This is a genomic window from Streptomyces sp. NPDC000404, assembly GCF_040300365.1.
Lineage (GTDB): Bacteria > Actinomycetota > Actinomycetes > Streptomycetales > Streptomycetaceae > Streptomyces > Streptomyces ramulosus.
This window is the reverse complement of record NZ_JBEPDN010000006.1, coordinates 293,137-307,671: the sequence shown is the minus strand read 5'-3', so window position 1 is coordinate 307,671 and position 14,535 is coordinate 293,137. Positions and strand designations below refer to the sequence as shown.

The window sequence follows — 14,535 nt, the reverse complement described above, 5'->3', positions numbered from 1 at the left end:
CCACTGAACGATGATCTCAGTTTCCTACTGATCCCCGCTGCTCAAAGCCGCCACTCCCGCCCCGGAAGACCATTACTTCCCCCTCCGCACGGCCGTAAGGAACGTTTCTCCGATCACCGATACGACGTCCTCGCACACGGGGAGCCCTGCCTGACGTCACGTCAGATTGCGGCTGGATCGAAGCGCCGGCCGCCGGTGTGCAGCGGAGGGCGACGAGGGCCTGTGCGGGGCGGTGAAACGCGCCTGCGGCGGCGCGGAACATGACGGCAGAGCGCGGGCAGACCTCGCGTCTCAAGCCCCGGACGGACCGGAAGCCACCGAGGCCCCCGGAGAGCGGCGCAGCGGATGACCCGGCGAGTGGACGGCAGATGGCCCGGCAGGCGGCCCGGAAGGCGGGTCGTGAAGCGGCCCGAGAGGCAGATAGGCAGATAGACAAGCGCTCCGAAGCGCCGCCTCGAAGAGTCCGGCCGCGGAGTGCTACGGGGCGGCTGTGGCCGCAGCGGTCGGCCAGCTCATGCGGATCAGGCCGCCGTTCGCGCCGGAGGTGACCTCGACGTCGTCGACCAGCCCGCTGATGACCGCGAGGCCCATCTCGTCCTCGCCGTCCCCCTCGGAGCCGTCGTCGGACGCATGCTCCCCGGGGCCGCTCGGCACGTCGTCGCCGACCTCGATCGCGAACTTCTTCTCGTCCTCGATCAGGGCGACATGGACCGGCGCGTCGATGCCGTGCGCCAGATGCAGACCGACGGCCCGGCTGCACGCCTCACCGACGGCGAGCCGCACCTCGTCCAGCACGGCCTCGTCCACCCCGGCGCGCCTCGCCACCGCGGCCGCGACCAGACGCGCGGTCCGGACGTGCTCGGGCAGGGCGCTGAAACGGAGTTCGACGGTGGCCATGCCATCCCCCTCGATTTGCGGACGTGCAACGCAGGGGGCCGGACGGCTTCGCCCGGTACCCCCCACACTTCTTCCTCACCCACGCCTGGGCGCGGGCACCGCGGAGCCGTCAGTCGGTCGCTGCGACGGCGTCGTCGACCGAGGTGTGAATCGGGAACACCTTGGTCAGTCCGGTGATTCGGAAGATCTTGAGAATGCGCTCCTGGTTGCAGACCAGGCGCAGCGAGCCCTCGTGGGCACGCACACGCTTGAGCCCGCCCACCAGGACGCCGAGCCCGGTGGAGTCCAGGAAGTCGACACGCTCCATGTCCACCACGAGGTGGTAGCTGCCGTCGTTCACAAGCTCGACCAGCTGCTCGCGCAGCTTGGGCGCGGTGTATACATCAATCTCGCCACCGACCTCGACGACCGTACGGTCGCCAACGGTCCGGGTCGACAGGGACAGGTCCACGGATCCTCCAGCACCTTGCTATCGAGCGGTCGCCCCCCTGGGGCCTCCCCACCGAAGGTAGGGGACGGATCGGCAGCCGCGAGGGCATTCAATCACTTACCAGCAGGCGTGCACGACGCCCTTTCAGCATTGTCCGTCACACCGGTGACAGACTCGGTGCCGATGGCCTCCAATCGACTCCCGACGGATGCGGGCGCAAACCCCTCCCCCGGCATCATTCTCGACCGTCTCGCCAGGGGCGCGACCCGCGCTGCACGCATCACTCATACGGAGCACCTGCCCCCGCGTCCGGGCAGCCATGCCGACTGGCCGGAACGGATCAGGCCGGAAGTGATCGCCGCCCTCCGGGACGCCGGGATCGACCGCCCCTGGACCCATCAGGCCGTCACCGCCGAGCACGCGCTGAACGGCACCTCCGTCGTGATCGCGACCGGCACCGCCTCGGGCAAGTCGCTCGCCTATCTGACGCCGGTGCTGTCCACCCTGCTGGACGGCGCCCGGCCCACCGCGACGGGCCGGCTGCCGCGCGATGGCGCGCCACCGGTGGGCGGGCGCGGCGCCACGGCGCTCTATCTCGCCCCCACGAAGGCGCTCGCGGCCGATCAGCGACGCGCCGTACGGGAGCTGGCCGCCCCGCTCGGCGACGCGATCCGCCCGGCGGTCTACGACGGCGACACCCCCGTGGAGGAGCGCGAATGGGTGCGCCAGTACGCGAACTACGTGCTGACCAACCCGGACATGCTGCACCGCGGCATCCTCCCCGGGCACCCGCGCTGGGCCTCCTTCCTGCGCGCGCTGCGCTATGTCGTCATCGACGAGTGCCACACCTACCGCGGCGTGTTCGGCTCGCACGTCGCCCAGGTCATCCGGCGGCTGCGGCGGCTGTGCGCCCGCTACGGCTCCGAACCGGTCTTCCTGCTCGCGTCCGCGACCGCCGCCGAGCCCGCCGAGGCCGCCGGCCGGCTCACCGGACTGCCCGTGGTGGAGATCACGGACGACTCCTCGCCGCGCGGCGAGACGGTCTTCGCGCTGTGGGAGCCGCCGCTGACCGAACTCCACGGTGAACAGGGCGCGCCCGTCCGCCGCACCGCCACCGCCGAGACCGCCGACCTCCTGACCGACCTGGCCGTCCAGGGCGTCCGCAGCGTCGCCTTCGTACGGTCCCGGCGGGGCGCCGAGCTGATCGCGCTGATCGCACAGGAGCGGCTCGCCGAGGTGGACCGCACGCTGCCCGCCCGGATCGCGGCGTACCGCGGCGGGTATCTGCCCGAGGAGCGGCGCGCCCTGGAGCGGGCGCTGCACGGCGGCGAACTGCTCGGACTCGCCGCCACCACCGCGCTGGAGCTGGGCGTGGACGTCTCCGGTCTGGACGCCGTGCTGATCGCCGGCTATCCGGGCACCCGCGCTTCCCTGTGGCAGCAGGCGGGACGGGCCGGGCGTGCGGGGCAGGGGGCGCTGGCGGTGCTGGTGGCCCGCGACGATCCGCTGGACACCTATCTCGTCCACCATCCCGAGGCGCTCTTCGACCAGCCGGTCGAGTCGACGGTGCTCGACCCCGACAACCCCTACGTCCTCACCCCGCACCTGTGCGCCGCCGCCGCGGAAATCCCGCTCACCGAGGCGGATTTCCCCCTCTTCGGCCCCACGACGGCTTCTCTGATGCCGCAGCTGGAGGCGGCGAACCTGCTGCGGCGGCGCGCCCGGGCCTGGCACTGGACGCGCCGCGAGCGCGCCTGCGATCTGACCGACATCCGCGGGCAGGGCGGCTCCCCGGTGCAGATCGTCGAGACGGGTACGGGGCGGCTGCTCGGCACGGTGGACGCGGCCGCGGCCCACACGACGGTCCATGACGGCGCCGTCCACCTCCACCAGGGCCGTACGTACGTGGTCGAGCGCCTCGACCTGGCGGACGACGTCGCGCTCGTCTCGGAGGCGAATCCGCCGTACTCGACGACCGCCCGGGACACCACGGCCATCTCCGTCCTCGAAACGGAGACCGAGGTGCCCTGGGGCGCGGGACGGTTGTGCTTCGGCTCTGTCGAGGTCACCAATCAGGTGGTCTCCTTCCTGCGGCGCAAGCTCGTCACCGGTGAGGTCCTGGGCGAGAGCAAGCTGGATCTGCCGCCGCGGACGCTGCGGACCCGCGCGGTGTGGTGGACGGTGACCGAGGACCAGCTCGACGCCGCCCGCGTCAATCCCGAGCAGCTCGGCGGTGCGCTGCACGCCGCCGAGCACGCCTCGATCGGTCTGCTGCCGCTCTTCGCGACCTGCGACCGCTGGGACATCGGCGGCGTCTCCGTACCGCTGCATCCCGACACCCTCCTTCCCACGGTCTTCGTCTACGACGGCCACCCGGGCGGCGCCGGCTTCGCCGAGCGTGCCTTCCACACGGCCGCCGACTGGCTCACGGCCACCCGCGACGCCATCGCCGCCTGCGAATGCGAGGCCGGCTGCCCGTCCTGCATCCAGTCCCCCAAGTGCGGCAACGGCAACGAACCGCTCCACAAACGCGGCGCGATCCGCCTCCTGACGGAACTGCTGCGCGGAGCGCCGGAGGGGGCGGCGGCATCGGAGGGATCCGAGGCGGCGGGAGGCGGCGGGTAGCCGGGGCGGGGCTGCGGCTTGCGGGGTACCTGCGCGCGGGGCGGGGGCGGGCTCCTCGTGGTCCTCGTGGTCCTCGTGGCCCTCACGGCGGAGCGAGCCTGCGCGCGGGGCCGGAGCCGGGGCCCAGCCGTTCCGGGGCCGGGCCCGGTGACGACGGACGGTCCATGGCGGGCTCGCCCCGGCGTCGCCGTTGCGACCGGCGGCGCGGGCTTCCCTGGGCGCCCCGGCCTCAAGCGACGTTGCCCCAGGAGACACCGCCTCCACCGCAGCATCGGCCTCGCGCGGTACCTCCTCATGCGGTCCGACCCCAGCTGGCCCAATCCCAGCTGACCCGATCTCCTCCGGATCAACCGCGCACGGCCCCTCCTTGGCCGACCGGCCGCCTCCCATTCGGTCCCCTACAGCCCCTCCGCCGACGGCCTCTCCGTCGACGGTCCTGCCTCCGGCGGCCCGGCCCGGGAGCGGACCCGGGCCGTGAAGGGGGCGTCCCCCGCCTCGGCCGACACATCGGCGATGGCCGCGGTCAGCGCGCAGCGCACCAGGCGGGCGTGTTGCGCCGCCGCCACCCGCCGGGCCTCGGCGCAGGCCACCGCCGGTCCCCGCGCCGCCCGGTCGGCCGCGGCCAGGGCCGCCAGGTCGGCGGCGCCGCCCGCCCGGTGCCGGGCCACGACGGCCTGCCCCAGGGCGAGCAGGGCGATGAACACCGCGCACAGCGCCGCCGCGGCGAAGACCGTCCACACCGTCGCCGAGCCCCGGTCATCGCACCGTGTCCTCCGCAAGAGCCACCGCCTCTCCGCCGATCCGCACCGTCAGCCGCCCGATTCCCGGCAACTCCGCCGCGACCCGCACCCGCACCAGATCGCCTTCGCGGGACACCACCACGCGGGCATCCGCCGGTGCCGTGCCGCGGGCCGCCCGGAGCACCGCGGCGTGCGGCTCCGAACGGGCCGCGGCCCGCGCTCCGGCCCTCGCGGCATCCACACACTCGATCCGGGCACAGGCCGCCATCAGCCCCCAGATGAGCGCCGCCACGACGGCCACCAGTACCGGCATCACCAGCGCGGCCTCCGCCGTGACGAAGCCCGCGTCCTTCCCCGGCGGGCGCCTGGGACGCAACGACCGGTACGGCGCGTCCGGAAAGGGCGGGCCGCCCCGGGAGGCCGGTTTCCTGGGACGCCGCTTACGCTCCCCGCCCGCGGTGTACCGCAGTCGTGCGGTCTCCCAGGCCCGTGACCAGCCGTCGGCAGCCCGCTCACCGGCGGCCTCACCCCGCGCGCCACCCGCCGACCTGGGCCCGTCCCTCCCGGCGGCCCTGCCCATGTTCCTGCGGGCCGTGCAGCAAGGAGCGGCCGGCCCGGCGCGGCCGTCCCGCTCCGGCTCCTGCGCCCGCCGGGCGACGCCCCTTGGCGTGCCTGCCCCCGGGGCGAAGGCGCGGCCATCCGCCCCGAAGGCGCCGGCGGCTCCCCTTCGCGGCGGACGCGTGCCGTTCCCCGCCTGCCCGATGCCGTTGGCTCGTCCTGACCATGTCCGTCCCCGCTCTCCCCGGGCCGCCCGGCGGCCGTTCACGCGTCGTCCATTCGTCGCGATTCGCGGCCCGTCCGCCGCGCGCCGCGTTCCTTTCGCGGTGCGTTGCATTCCTTTCGCGGTGCGCCGTATTCCCGTTCCTGCCGCCGCGCGTCGCCGTGTGCCCCGGCGCGCCTCAGAACTGAACATCGAGCGCCCTCTCGATCACCGACCGAAGCGCCGACTGCACCGCCCCGCTGGTCACCACCTTGTAGAGCACCGCTGCCAGTGCGCACGCGGCCAAGGTCCCCACCGCGTACTCGGCCGTGGTCATCCCGCGATCGCGACACCCACGCACCGCCGCCCGAAACCTTCGGAACATCTCTGCTTCCTCCTTGTCTCCATGCCTTGTGGAAAAGACCGCTTGCGAAAAACCGCTTGTGGAAGGTCGCTCGCCATACGAGCCACTTGCCGACGAGCGCAATTGACGAATTGGTGAGGTGAAGGGGATTGCTGAAGGGAGCGGATGGCGGGGACGGGTGAGCGGCGATCCGAGCACCGCCGTACCGGCCCCGCTCCGGGAGCACTCCCCGGGCATCGGCTCACCGCCGCCGCACGGCCCCGCCCCGCCGGCCCCCGGCAGGCCCCCTCCCGGGAGGCCTCACCGATGCCCCAACAGGCCCCCGGCGAGCCCCATCAGCACCGGTGCCACGCCGAGCGTCAGGAACGCCGGGAGGAAGCACGCGGCCAACGGCAGCGTCACCAGTACGCCGGCCCGTCGGGCCCGTGACGCCGTGGCCCGGGCCGCTTCCGACCGCAGTTCGGCGGCGAGCCGGGCGACCGAGTCCACGGCGGGCGCGCCGGATATCCCGGCGCGCGCCATGCACCGCGCCAGCCCCTCGGCCCCGGGGAGCTCCGCCAACCGCTGCCATACGGCTGCCGGTTCGCCGCCCAGGCGCAGTTCGGCCGCGACGCTGCGCAGCCGCTCCCCGACCGCGCCGTCCAGCGAGCGGCCGACCGCCTCCGCCGCCTCCCGCGGCCCCGCGCCTGCCGCCAGGCACGCGGCCAGCAAATCCCCCGCCGGAGCCAGTTCGGCCCGCACCGCGTATCGGGTCAACCGGTCGGCGTCTGAGGCGCGTTGCCGCAGCTGCCAACGGTGGGCGGCGTACCCGGCGACAACACCCGCCGCGACTCCGGGCATCCCGTCGACGATCAGGATCACGAAGCACGCCACGCCCAACGGCCCCAGCCACTCCCCGATCCGCCCGGGCCCCGGCCTCCACCGGCGGCCGCGCCCCGCAGGGCCCCGTCCACCGGGGAGCCGGTGCCCCAGGGCGATCGCCCTGCTGCGTACGATCCGCCTTCGGCGGGTGTGACGAAGGCAGGCCCACGATCGCTCTGCCGCGAGGACCACAAGCGCCACCGCAACAATCATCCACAACCTGTGGACAACTTCCGTACTCACGCCGGAACTCCTTCCGTACGCCGCGCCTGCGGTGCCGCGCTTTCCGACAGCAGGCTGTAGCGGACGCCAGGCCTCCGCCCGGCGGGCCGGCCCGCCGACGCCGCGCTCCGCCGTCCGCTTCCCTGCCGTACCCCGGTGGGCGGCAGCGCTCCGGCGACGATGCGGGCAGTCCAGGCGATGCCGGCCCACTCCAGGAGACCGCCGACCACCAGACAGACCCAGCCGAACGGGGTGTGCAGCAGGACCCGAACAGGGTCGGCGCCGAGGGCCGTTCCCATCAGAAGCCCACAGGCGGGGAGCAGTGCGAGCATCAGCGCCGTGGCGCGCGGGCCCGCCAACTGGGCGTTCAGCTCCTCCCGTTGATCGCGACCGGCCCGGAGCGCCGCGGCGATGCGTTCCAGGCCGTCGGCCAGTCCGGCGCCGCCCTCGACCGCGACCCGCCAGCACGCCGCGACGCCGTTCAGCCCGTCGGCCCCCGGAAGCGCCGCGGCGGCCCGGAACGCCCGGGGCACATCGCCTCCGTACCGGGCGGCGGCCATGATCGCGGAGCCCGCCTCGCCCAGGTCCGGCACCCCGGCGGCGAGGAGCGCACGGTTCGGCTGGCGTCCGGCGCGCAGCTCGGTCGCCGCGGTCGCGCAGAGCGTGATCACCGCCGCCGCGCGCCGGTCCCGCGCCCGCGCCGCCTGCCGTGCCGCCAGGATCCGGCGCACCACGAACACCGCCCCCAGGGAGGCGAGCACCGGCAGCACCGATCCGCCCACCGCCCCGAACAGCAGCCCGCCGGGCAGGCACCACAACTCCCGCCCCGCGCCCGGCCACGACGGGTGCCGCCCCGCCCAGGGCCCGCCGCTCCACCACTTGGCGTCCGCCTCCCGCGCGCGGCCCGATGGCGCCCACGCGCCGCCGAACCGCCTGCGAGCAGCCGCCACCGGAGCGTCCGCCCCGGCCACCGCTGCCAGCCACCGGACCCGCCGCCGCAGCTGCCGCCGCCGGGCAACCGCCGGCCACCAGGCGGTGCACGCCCACCACACCAGTGCTCCCACCGCCACGGAAGCGATCACCGCGTCCCCCACGTCCCCCGTCACCGTGCCACCTCCGTCACCGGCGCGCCGTCCGCCGTACGTGCCCCCATCGGGCCTTCGATCGACCGGGCGCGCGGCCCGCCGCGCTCGCAGAGCCGCATCAACCGGCCCCAGCCGTCCGCCGCCACGAAGCCGTCCGGGCTCCATACGGCGGCCGGTCGGGTCACCACGAAGCCGTCGCGGTCCCGCTCCAGGACATGGATCTCGGCGATCCGCCGCCGCCCTTCCCGGTCCCTTACGAGGTGCAGCACCACCGACAGCGCCGCCGCCAACTGGCTGTGGAGCGCGGCGCGGTCCAGTCCCGCCGTGGAGCCGAGCGCCTCCAGCCGGGCGGGGACGTCGCAGGCGGCATTGGCGTGGATCGTGCACGACCCGCCCTCGTGGCCGGTGTTGAGGGCCGCCAGCAGGTCGGTCACCTCGGCGCCGCGCACCTCCCCGACGACCAGCCGGTCCGGTCGCATCCGCAGCGCCTGGCGGACGAGGTCCCGCAGCGTCACCCGGCCGACGCCCTCCTGGTTTGCCGGGCGGGTCTCCAGCCGCACCACATGGGGATGGACCGGCCGCAGCTCCGCGGAGTCCTCGGCCAGCACGATCCGCTCGGCCGGACCGACCAGCCCGAGCAATGCGCACAGCAATGTCGTCTTGCCGCTGCCCGTACCGCCGCTGACCAGGAAGGACACCCGGGCCGCCAGCAGCGCCCGCAGCAGCGCGTCGCCGCCCGGCGGCACCGTCCCGGCCGCCACCAGCTCCGCCAGCCCGAAGACGCGCGGCCGCAGGACCCGTAGCGACAGGCAGGTGCCCGCCACGGCCACGGGCGGCAGCACCGCGTGCAGCCGGGTGCCGTCCGGGAGCCGGGCGTCCACCCAGGGCCGCGCGTCGTCGAGGCGCCGCCCGGCCACCGCGGCCAGCCGCTGCGCGAGCCGCCGCACCTCCGACGCGTCCCGGAAGCGCACCGGCGTCCGCTCCAGCCCGCCGCCGCGGTCCACCCAGACCTCGTCCGGGCCGGTGACCAGGACGTCCGTCACCTCCGGCGCGGCCAGCAACGGCTCCAGCGGGCCGCTGCCCACCATCTCGGACCGCAGGGCCGCCACCACGCCCAGCACCTCGGCGTCCCCCAGGACCCGGCCTTCCTCCCGAAGGGCGAGCGCCACCCGGGCCGCCGTAGGCTCCGCACCCGCCTCCGCGAGCCGCCGCCGCACCGCGTCCAGCAGTACGTCACTCATCGCCGTCCCTCCCCGCATCCCGTGCCGGCCCCGGAGCGCCGCCCGCCTCCGGCAACGCCCGCTCCCAGAACGCGGCGCAGAACCGGGCGAGCGGTCCCCGGGCGCGGGCCCCGGGCGGGACGCCGCGGGCCGTGCCGTCAACGGGATCGGGATCCCACGGCAGTTCGCCCAGCAGCGGCAGGTCCACGAGGGCGGCGATCTCCTCGTCGCCCAGCCCCGGCGCCGCACCGGACACGCCCCGGACGACGACCCGCAGATCCCGCGGCACCCCGGCCGTGCCCGCCACCACCCGCCGGGCCGCGGCGACGGCCCGCAGCTCCGCCGGCACCACCAGCAGCCCCAGATCCACCTGTTCCAGCGCCTCCGCCACCGCCTCGTCGACCCGGCGCGGCAGGTCCACCACCACGACCCCACCGCGTCTGCGGGCCGCCGCCAGCACCGCTCGCATCGCCGCGGGCCCGATCGCCACCTCGGCGCCGCGGTCCCAGCTGAGCACCCGTAAGGAGTGCGCCCGGGGCAGCGAACCGGCCAATGCCCCGGACGCGACCCGGCCGCGGGACTCGCGGAACGCCGGCCAGCGCAGCCCCTCCTCCCGCTCGCACCCGAGGAGGACGTCGAGACCGCCGCCCAGCGGATCGGCGTCCACCAGCATCGTGCGCAGGCCCTTGCGCGCCGCCGTCACCGCGAGTGCGCAGGCCAGGGTGGACGCCCCGGCGCCGCCGCGACCACCGAGCACGCCGACGGTGAGCGCGGCGGGCCCGGTGCCCTCGACCGCGTCGGCGATCCGGTCGGCGAGCCACCGCTCCCCCTCGGGCAGCGTGATCACCCGCTCCGCTCCCAGCGCCACGGCCGACTGCCAGACCTCGGCCCGCTCCGCGTCCCGTGCGACGAGGACGACGCCGTCGCGGCGCCCCGCCCCGCGCAGCCGTGCCGCGCTGTCCTCCCCGATGATCACCAGCGGCGCCTGCGGCCACCGCTCCCCCCGTGCCGGCAGATCCGGCCACGCCTGCGGCACCACATCCGCCGCGGCGCAGAGCCGCACGAGGTCGTCCAGCAACTGCTCGTCCTCGGTGACGAGAAGCGGTCCCGGACGCTCCTCGTCCGTTACGCCTGCCTCACCGGCCACCATGGATCCAGGCATGTTCCATCCCCCTTGTCGCCTCGCGCAGCGCTCTTCCGCGCTGTCGCGGACTTTTAGCGTGCGGCGATCGGGAAATCCGCGGGGATCTTGGTCAAAACCTGTGGACAACTCCGTGTTGTGAATATTCCCGTCACCTATTCCGGCGACCGCGCGCTCGCCTTGCGGCGGATTGGTGAGCATCCACAGAGCAGCACGGCGGATACGAAGAGTGACCGGCGAGGTGCGTCGGCCGCGCAGGCCAGGCAGCGTGAAGAAGAGGGGGAATGAAGAGCGGCGCCCCGGCCGGGTGCCGAGAAATGCATCCGGACATGCGACGACCCCCGCCGGGGGGGAGAGCGGGGGTCGTCTTCCTCGGCCGACTCGGGGGGGGAGGAGCCGGACCGGGTTAGCACGGTCGCGAACGATCCGTGACTTCCATGGTGTACCCGAGAGCCTTCTCAAGCAAACCCACGCGCAGTCCTTACCCCCGAATGGAGGGAGCCTATGCTCGGCCTGTGGAAAACCCCTCCGTGCGCCACTCGATGCCCCGTACCGCCGCCTTCTTCGACCTCGACAAGACGGTCATTGCAAAGTCCAGCACGCTGACGTTCAGCAAGTCCTTCTACCGCGGTGGCCTGATCAATCGCCGGGCCGCGCTGCGTACCGCATATGCCCAGTTCCTCTTCCTCGCGGGCGGCGCGGACCACGACCAGATGGAGCGGCTGCGCGCCTATCTCTCGTCGCTGTGCCGCGGCTGGGACGTCGCCCAGGTCCGCGAGATCGTCGCCGAGACGCTCCACGACCTGATCGACCCGATCATCTACGACGAGGCCGTCTCCCTGATCCAGGAGCACCACGCGGCCGGCCGGGACGTCGTGATCGTGTCCACCTCGGGCGCGGAGGTCGTCGAGCCGATCGGTGAACTGCTGGGCGCCGACCGGGTGGTGGCGACGCGGATGGCCGTCGGCGCCGACGGCCGGTTCACCGGCGAGATCGACTATTACGCCTACGGGCCCACCAAGGCGGAGGCGGTCCGGGAGCTGGCCGCGACCGAGGGGTACGACCTCGCGCGGTCGTTCGCGTACAGCGATTCGGCGACGGACATTCCCATGCTGGAGGCCGTCGGCCGGCCCTTCGCCGTCAATCCGGACCGGGCGCTGCGCCGGGAGGCGGCCGCCCGGGAGTGGCCGGTGCTGTCGTTCAGCCGCCCGGTGCCGCTCACCCGGCCGCTGCCCGCACTGCCCTCGCGGCCGGTGCTCGCGCTGGTCGCGGCGGTGGGCGCGGCGGCGGTCGGCGCGAGCCTGGTGCGGTACGCGGCGCGGCGGCGCCGGAGCGACGTGGCCTGAGCTGCCCGGGGCGCGAAGGACCGGGAACCCCGACGCGCCCCGGATCCGGCCCGGAAAATCCCCTGACGCCTTCACGGCCGGACCCCGGACATCTCCCGGAAAGGCCGCGCCGGGCCGGTGGAATCCCCGGCGGACGGGGCACCGTATATCCGACAGGCCACCATCCGCTTTACCCTCATTGCCCGTTATTGAAGGCAAAAGTAAAGATCCGAGGTGAAGGGTTCCACTTGTCCGGGGGCTGGGGTACAAAGGAATCACGGCCCGCGAGACCAAGGACGTCCGAGAGGATCACCTGTAACGCAGCAAGGCCCACGGACCGATGCATGAATGCCGCGCACCCACGCGACGCCGACCCGTCGATTACGGGCCAGCCGCACCAGGCGACGGACAGAGTTCTCCGGCCTGATGGGCAAAGCAAGTGCACGCATGGTCACGCGGCGGACGTGCCAGCGGCGGTACGTATCAGCACCACGTACCGCCGCAACTCCTGCCCGGCCCGGCCACCGGCGCCGGACATCCCGGCAGCGGCAGGGCCGCCGCGGCTCAGGCGGCGCCGCGCTGCAGCGCCTCGCAGACCGCCGTGGACTCCCGGACCCCCAGCTCCACCGCGCGGCCGCAGTGCGCGATCCACGCGGCCACCCCGTCGGGCGTTCCGGAGACGTACCCCGCCAGCGCAGCCGCGTAGGCGGCCCGGCCCTGTTCCGCGTGGCCGACCTCCGCCGGGCAGATGGACTTGGGGTCGAGACCGCTGCCGATCAGCACGATGCGCTCCGCGGCGCGCGCGACCAGGCCGTTGTGCGAACCGAAGGGTCGCAGCGCCAGCAGTTCGCCGTGGACCACGGCGGCGGTGACCAGCGCGGGTGCCTCGCTGCCCGCGAGCAGCAGCCGCGCCAGGCCGTCCAGCCGCCCCGCCACCTCGTCCGCGCCGGGCAGCGGCAGTTCGATCAGCGGCTCGTCGACGCCCTCCCCGGCCAGCCGCGGCCGGCCGACGGTGTCGTCCGCGCCGCCGCCACCGGCCGCCACCAGGTGCAGCCGCGCCAGCACCCGCAGCGGCGACTGCCGCCACACGCTGAGCAGTTGGCCCGCCTCGGCGGTCAGCCGCAGGGCCGCGCCGACCGTCGCCGGTTCGCCGTCCGCGCTGAAGTCGGTGCGCCGCCGGACCTCCTCCAGTGCCCAGTCGGCTCCGGCGAGCGCGGCGGAGCCACGCGCTCCGCGCAGCGCCGCCTCGGAGGTGACCTCCACGCTGCGGCGGCGCATGATCCGGTGACCGTAGAGCCGGTCCACGCCCTTGCGTACGGAGTCCACCGCGTCGACGACGCCCGGGAGCGACGCGAGAGCCGCCAGCGGATCGCCGCCCGCCTGCGGGGTTTTCGGGGTCGTGCCCCGGGTGTCTGCAGCCATGGGTACGACCCTACGCACCAGGTGGCCACGCCCCCCGATGGAGTGGTCTTCTTCACGTGGGCTTCTCACTGAGCGCGATAAGCAGATTACTGTTGGTGAACATGAAGATCGCTTTCGTAGGAAAGGGCGGCAGCGGCAAGACCACCCTGTCCTCCCTGTTCATCCGCCATCTCGCGGCCGCCCGCGTCCCCGTGATCGCCGTGGACGCCGACATCAACCAGCACCTCGGGGCCGCCCTGGGCCTGGACGAGGCGACCGCCGCCGCGCTGCCCGCGATGGGCGCCCATCTGCCGCTGATCAAGGAGTACCTGCGCGGCAGCAACCCGCGGATCGCCTCCGCCGAGACGATGATCAAGACGACGCCCCCCGGGGACGGCTCGCAGCTGCTGCGCGTCGGGGGCGACAACCCCGTCTACGACGCCTGCGCCCGCACGGTGCCCCTCGACGACACCTCGGTGCGGCTGATGGCCACCGGCCCGTTCACCGAGTCCGACCTGGGCGTCGCCTGCTACCACTCCAAGGTCGGCGCGGTCGAGCTGTGTCTGAACCACCTCGTGGACGGCCGGGAGGAGTACGTCGTCGTCGACATGACCGCAGGCTCGGACTCCTTCGCCTCCGGGATGTTCACCCGCTTCGACATGACGTTCCTGGTCGCCGAGCCGACCCGTAAGGGCATCGCCGTCTACCGCCAGTACAAGGAGTACGCACGGGACTTCGACGTCAGCCTGAAGGTGGTGGGCAACAAGGTGCAGGGCCCCGACGACCTCGCGTTCCTGCGCGCCGAGGTGGGCGACGACCTGCTGGTGACCGTCGGCCACTCGGACTGGGTGCGGGCCATGGAGAAGGGCCGCACCGCGCCCTTCGCCGAGCTGGAGGACGCCAACCGCCGCGCCCTTGCGACCCTGCACGACGCCGCCGACGACACGTATCCGCAGCGCGACTGGCAGCGTTACACCCGCCAGATGGTCCACTTCCATCTGCGGAACGCGGAGAGCTGGGGCAACGCGAAGACCGGCGCGGATCTCGCCGCTCAGGTCGACCCGGCATTCCTCCTCTCCGAGGGGACGGCGGCCCCGCAACCGGTCTGATCCCCCGCCGGCGGTGGCAACCGCGTCACCGCCGGCCGCACCCGCGCCTTCACGGACTCCAGCCGGGCGCAAACAGCCTTGACCGGCTTTACCGGAAGAAACCCTTCAGGGCCGGAACTCACCGAATTGAGGGAGCAAAAGGCAAGGCGACGCCACGCATATTCACCCACCAGGGTGAATACATAGTTCACTTGCGCGAAAAGACTTCTCTCGCTCTTTGCTCGACATTACGCTCCATTTACTGAACACGGAGAGTGACCGAGCCGCCGTGCGCAACGCTTCACCGGCCGGCTCGCGCCTCCACAGCGCCACCGCGGCCCGCGCGCCTCGCGCGAGCGCGCCGCTCCGAGGAGCC

The 14,535-nt window shown here is 73.8% G+C and carries 13 protein-coding genes; 3 read left to right on the top strand and 10 right to left on the bottom strand.

All coding sequences use genetic code 11. The features are described from left to right. Positions 1–477: 477 nt before the first annotated feature. Together ABT345_RS13840 and bldG are read right to left on the bottom strand one after the other, a co-directional pair. Positions 478–897: an ATP-binding protein gene (locus ABT345_RS13840; RefSeq protein ID WP_345077697.1), complete on the bottom strand. Its 420-nt coding sequence runs from the start codon at positions 895–897 to the stop codon at positions 478–480. A gap of 109 nt (positions 898–1,006) precedes the next feature. Continuing rightward, entirely contained in the window at positions 1,007–1,348 is a 342-nt protein-coding gene (gene bldG, locus ABT345_RS13835) for an anti-sigma factor antagonist BldG (RefSeq protein WP_150208987.1), read from the bottom strand. A gap of 162 nt (positions 1,349–1,510) precedes the next feature. Here bldG and ABT345_RS13830 point away from each other — a divergent pair, with 162 nt between their 5' ends. Further along, positions 1,511–3,952, top strand: a complete 2,442-nt coding sequence (locus ABT345_RS13830; protein WP_486389285.1) for a DEAD/DEAH box helicase — start codon at positions 1,511–1,513, stop codon at positions 3,950–3,952. Positions 3,953–4,350: 398 nt separating this feature from the next. On the opposite strand, the gene ABT345_RS13825 is transcribed toward ABT345_RS13830, so the two are convergent. The 7 genes from ABT345_RS13825 to ssd all read right to left on the bottom strand — a co-directional run bounded on the left by ABT345_RS13825 (position 4,351) and on the right by ssd (position 10,366). Next, entirely contained in the window at positions 4,351–4,731 is a 381-nt protein-coding gene (locus ABT345_RS13825) for an Rv3654c family TadE-like protein (protein WP_345077706.1), read from the bottom strand. Next, entirely contained in the window at positions 4,709–5,068 is a 360-nt protein-coding gene (locus tag ABT345_RS13820) for a TadE family type IV pilus minor pilin (RefSeq protein ID WP_345077709.1), read from the bottom strand. The genes ABT345_RS13825 and ABT345_RS13820 overlap by 23 nt, the downstream gene beginning before the upstream one ends. Before the next feature lie 583 nt (positions 5,069–5,651). Beyond that, on the bottom strand, positions 5,652–5,837 hold the full coding sequence (locus ABT345_RS13815) for a DUF4244 domain-containing protein (RefSeq protein WP_351322121.1): 186 nt from the start codon (positions 5,835–5,837) through the stop codon (positions 5,652–5,654). Between the two features lie 279 nt (positions 5,838–6,116). After that, positions 6,117–6,677, bottom strand: coding sequence for a type II secretion system F family protein (locus tag ABT345_RS13810; protein WP_345077715.1), 561 nt, complete (start codon positions 6,675–6,677; stop codon positions 6,117–6,119). 239 nt (positions 6,678–6,916) lie between these two features. After that, positions 6,917–8,005, bottom strand: coding sequence for a type II secretion system F family protein (locus ABT345_RS13805; RefSeq protein ID WP_345077718.1), 1,089 nt, complete (start codon positions 8,003–8,005; stop codon positions 6,917–6,919). Then, positions 8,002–9,225 (bottom strand): TadA family conjugal transfer-associated ATPase, encoded by a 1,224-nt coding sequence (locus ABT345_RS13800; protein WP_345077721.1) that lies wholly within the window; start codon positions 9,223–9,225, stop codon positions 8,002–8,004. The genes ABT345_RS13805 and ABT345_RS13800 overlap by 4 nt, the downstream gene beginning before the upstream one ends. After that, on the bottom strand, positions 9,218–10,366 hold the full coding sequence (gene ssd, locus ABT345_RS13795) for a septum site-determining protein Ssd (RefSeq protein ID WP_345077724.1): 1,149 nt from the start codon (positions 10,364–10,366) through the stop codon (positions 9,218–9,220). Before ssd ends, ABT345_RS13800 begins: the two co-directional genes overlap by 8 nt. Positions 10,367–10,836: 470 nt before the next feature. Between ssd and ABT345_RS13790 the strand changes: the two genes are divergently transcribed. Next, positions 10,837–11,691: an HAD family hydrolase gene (locus ABT345_RS13790; protein ID WP_345077727.1), complete on the top strand. Its 855-nt coding sequence runs from the start codon at positions 10,837–10,839 to the stop codon at positions 11,689–11,691. A 543-nt stretch (positions 11,692–12,234) separates the two neighbouring features. Here ABT345_RS13790 and ABT345_RS13785 read toward each other — a convergent pair. After that, positions 12,235–13,092 (bottom strand): Fic family protein, encoded by an 858-nt coding sequence (locus ABT345_RS13785; protein WP_345077730.1) that lies wholly within the window; start codon positions 13,090–13,092, stop codon positions 12,235–12,237. A gap of 101 nt (positions 13,093–13,193) precedes the next feature. Here ABT345_RS13785 and ABT345_RS13780 point away from each other — a divergent pair, with 101 nt between their 5' ends. Further along, a complete protein-coding gene (locus tag ABT345_RS13780; protein ID WP_345077733.1) occupies positions 13,194–14,180 on the top strand; it encodes an ATP-binding protein in 987 nt (328 codons plus the stop codon). Positions 14,181–14,535: the final 355 nt, after the last annotated feature.

Bases quoted from the DNA above. Each gene is read 5' to 3' on its own strand.
- ABT345_RS13840 (WP_345077697.1), bottom strand. From the start codon at position 897: ATGGCCACCGTCGAACTCCGTTTCAGCGCCCTGCCCGAGCACGTCCGG.
- ABT345_RS13830 (WP_486389285.1), top strand. From the start codon at position 1,511: ATGGCCTCCAATCGACTCCCGACGGATGCGGGCGCAAACCCCTCCCCC.
- ABT345_RS13815 (WP_351322121.1), bottom strand. From the start codon at position 5,837: ATGTTCCGAAGGTTTCGGGCGGCGGTGCGTGGGTGTCGCGATCGCGGG.
- ABT345_RS13800 (WP_345077721.1), bottom strand. From the start codon at position 9,225: ATGAGTGACGTACTGCTGGACGCGGTGCGGCGGCGGCTCGCGGAGGCG.
- ssd (WP_345077724.1), bottom strand. From the start codon at position 10,366: ATGCCTGGATCCATGGTGGCCGGTGAGGCAGGCGTAACGGACGAGGAG.
- ABT345_RS13790 (WP_345077727.1), top strand. From the start codon at position 10,837: ATGGAGGGAGCCTATGCTCGGCCTGTGGAAAACCCCTCCGTGCGCCAC.
- ABT345_RS13785 (WP_345077730.1), bottom strand. From the start codon at position 13,092: ATGGCTGCAGACACCCGGGGCACGACCCCGAAAACCCCGCAGGCGGGC.
- ABT345_RS13780 (WP_345077733.1), top strand. From the start codon at position 13,194: ATGAAGATCGCTTTCGTAGGAAAGGGCGGCAGCGGCAAGACCACCCTG.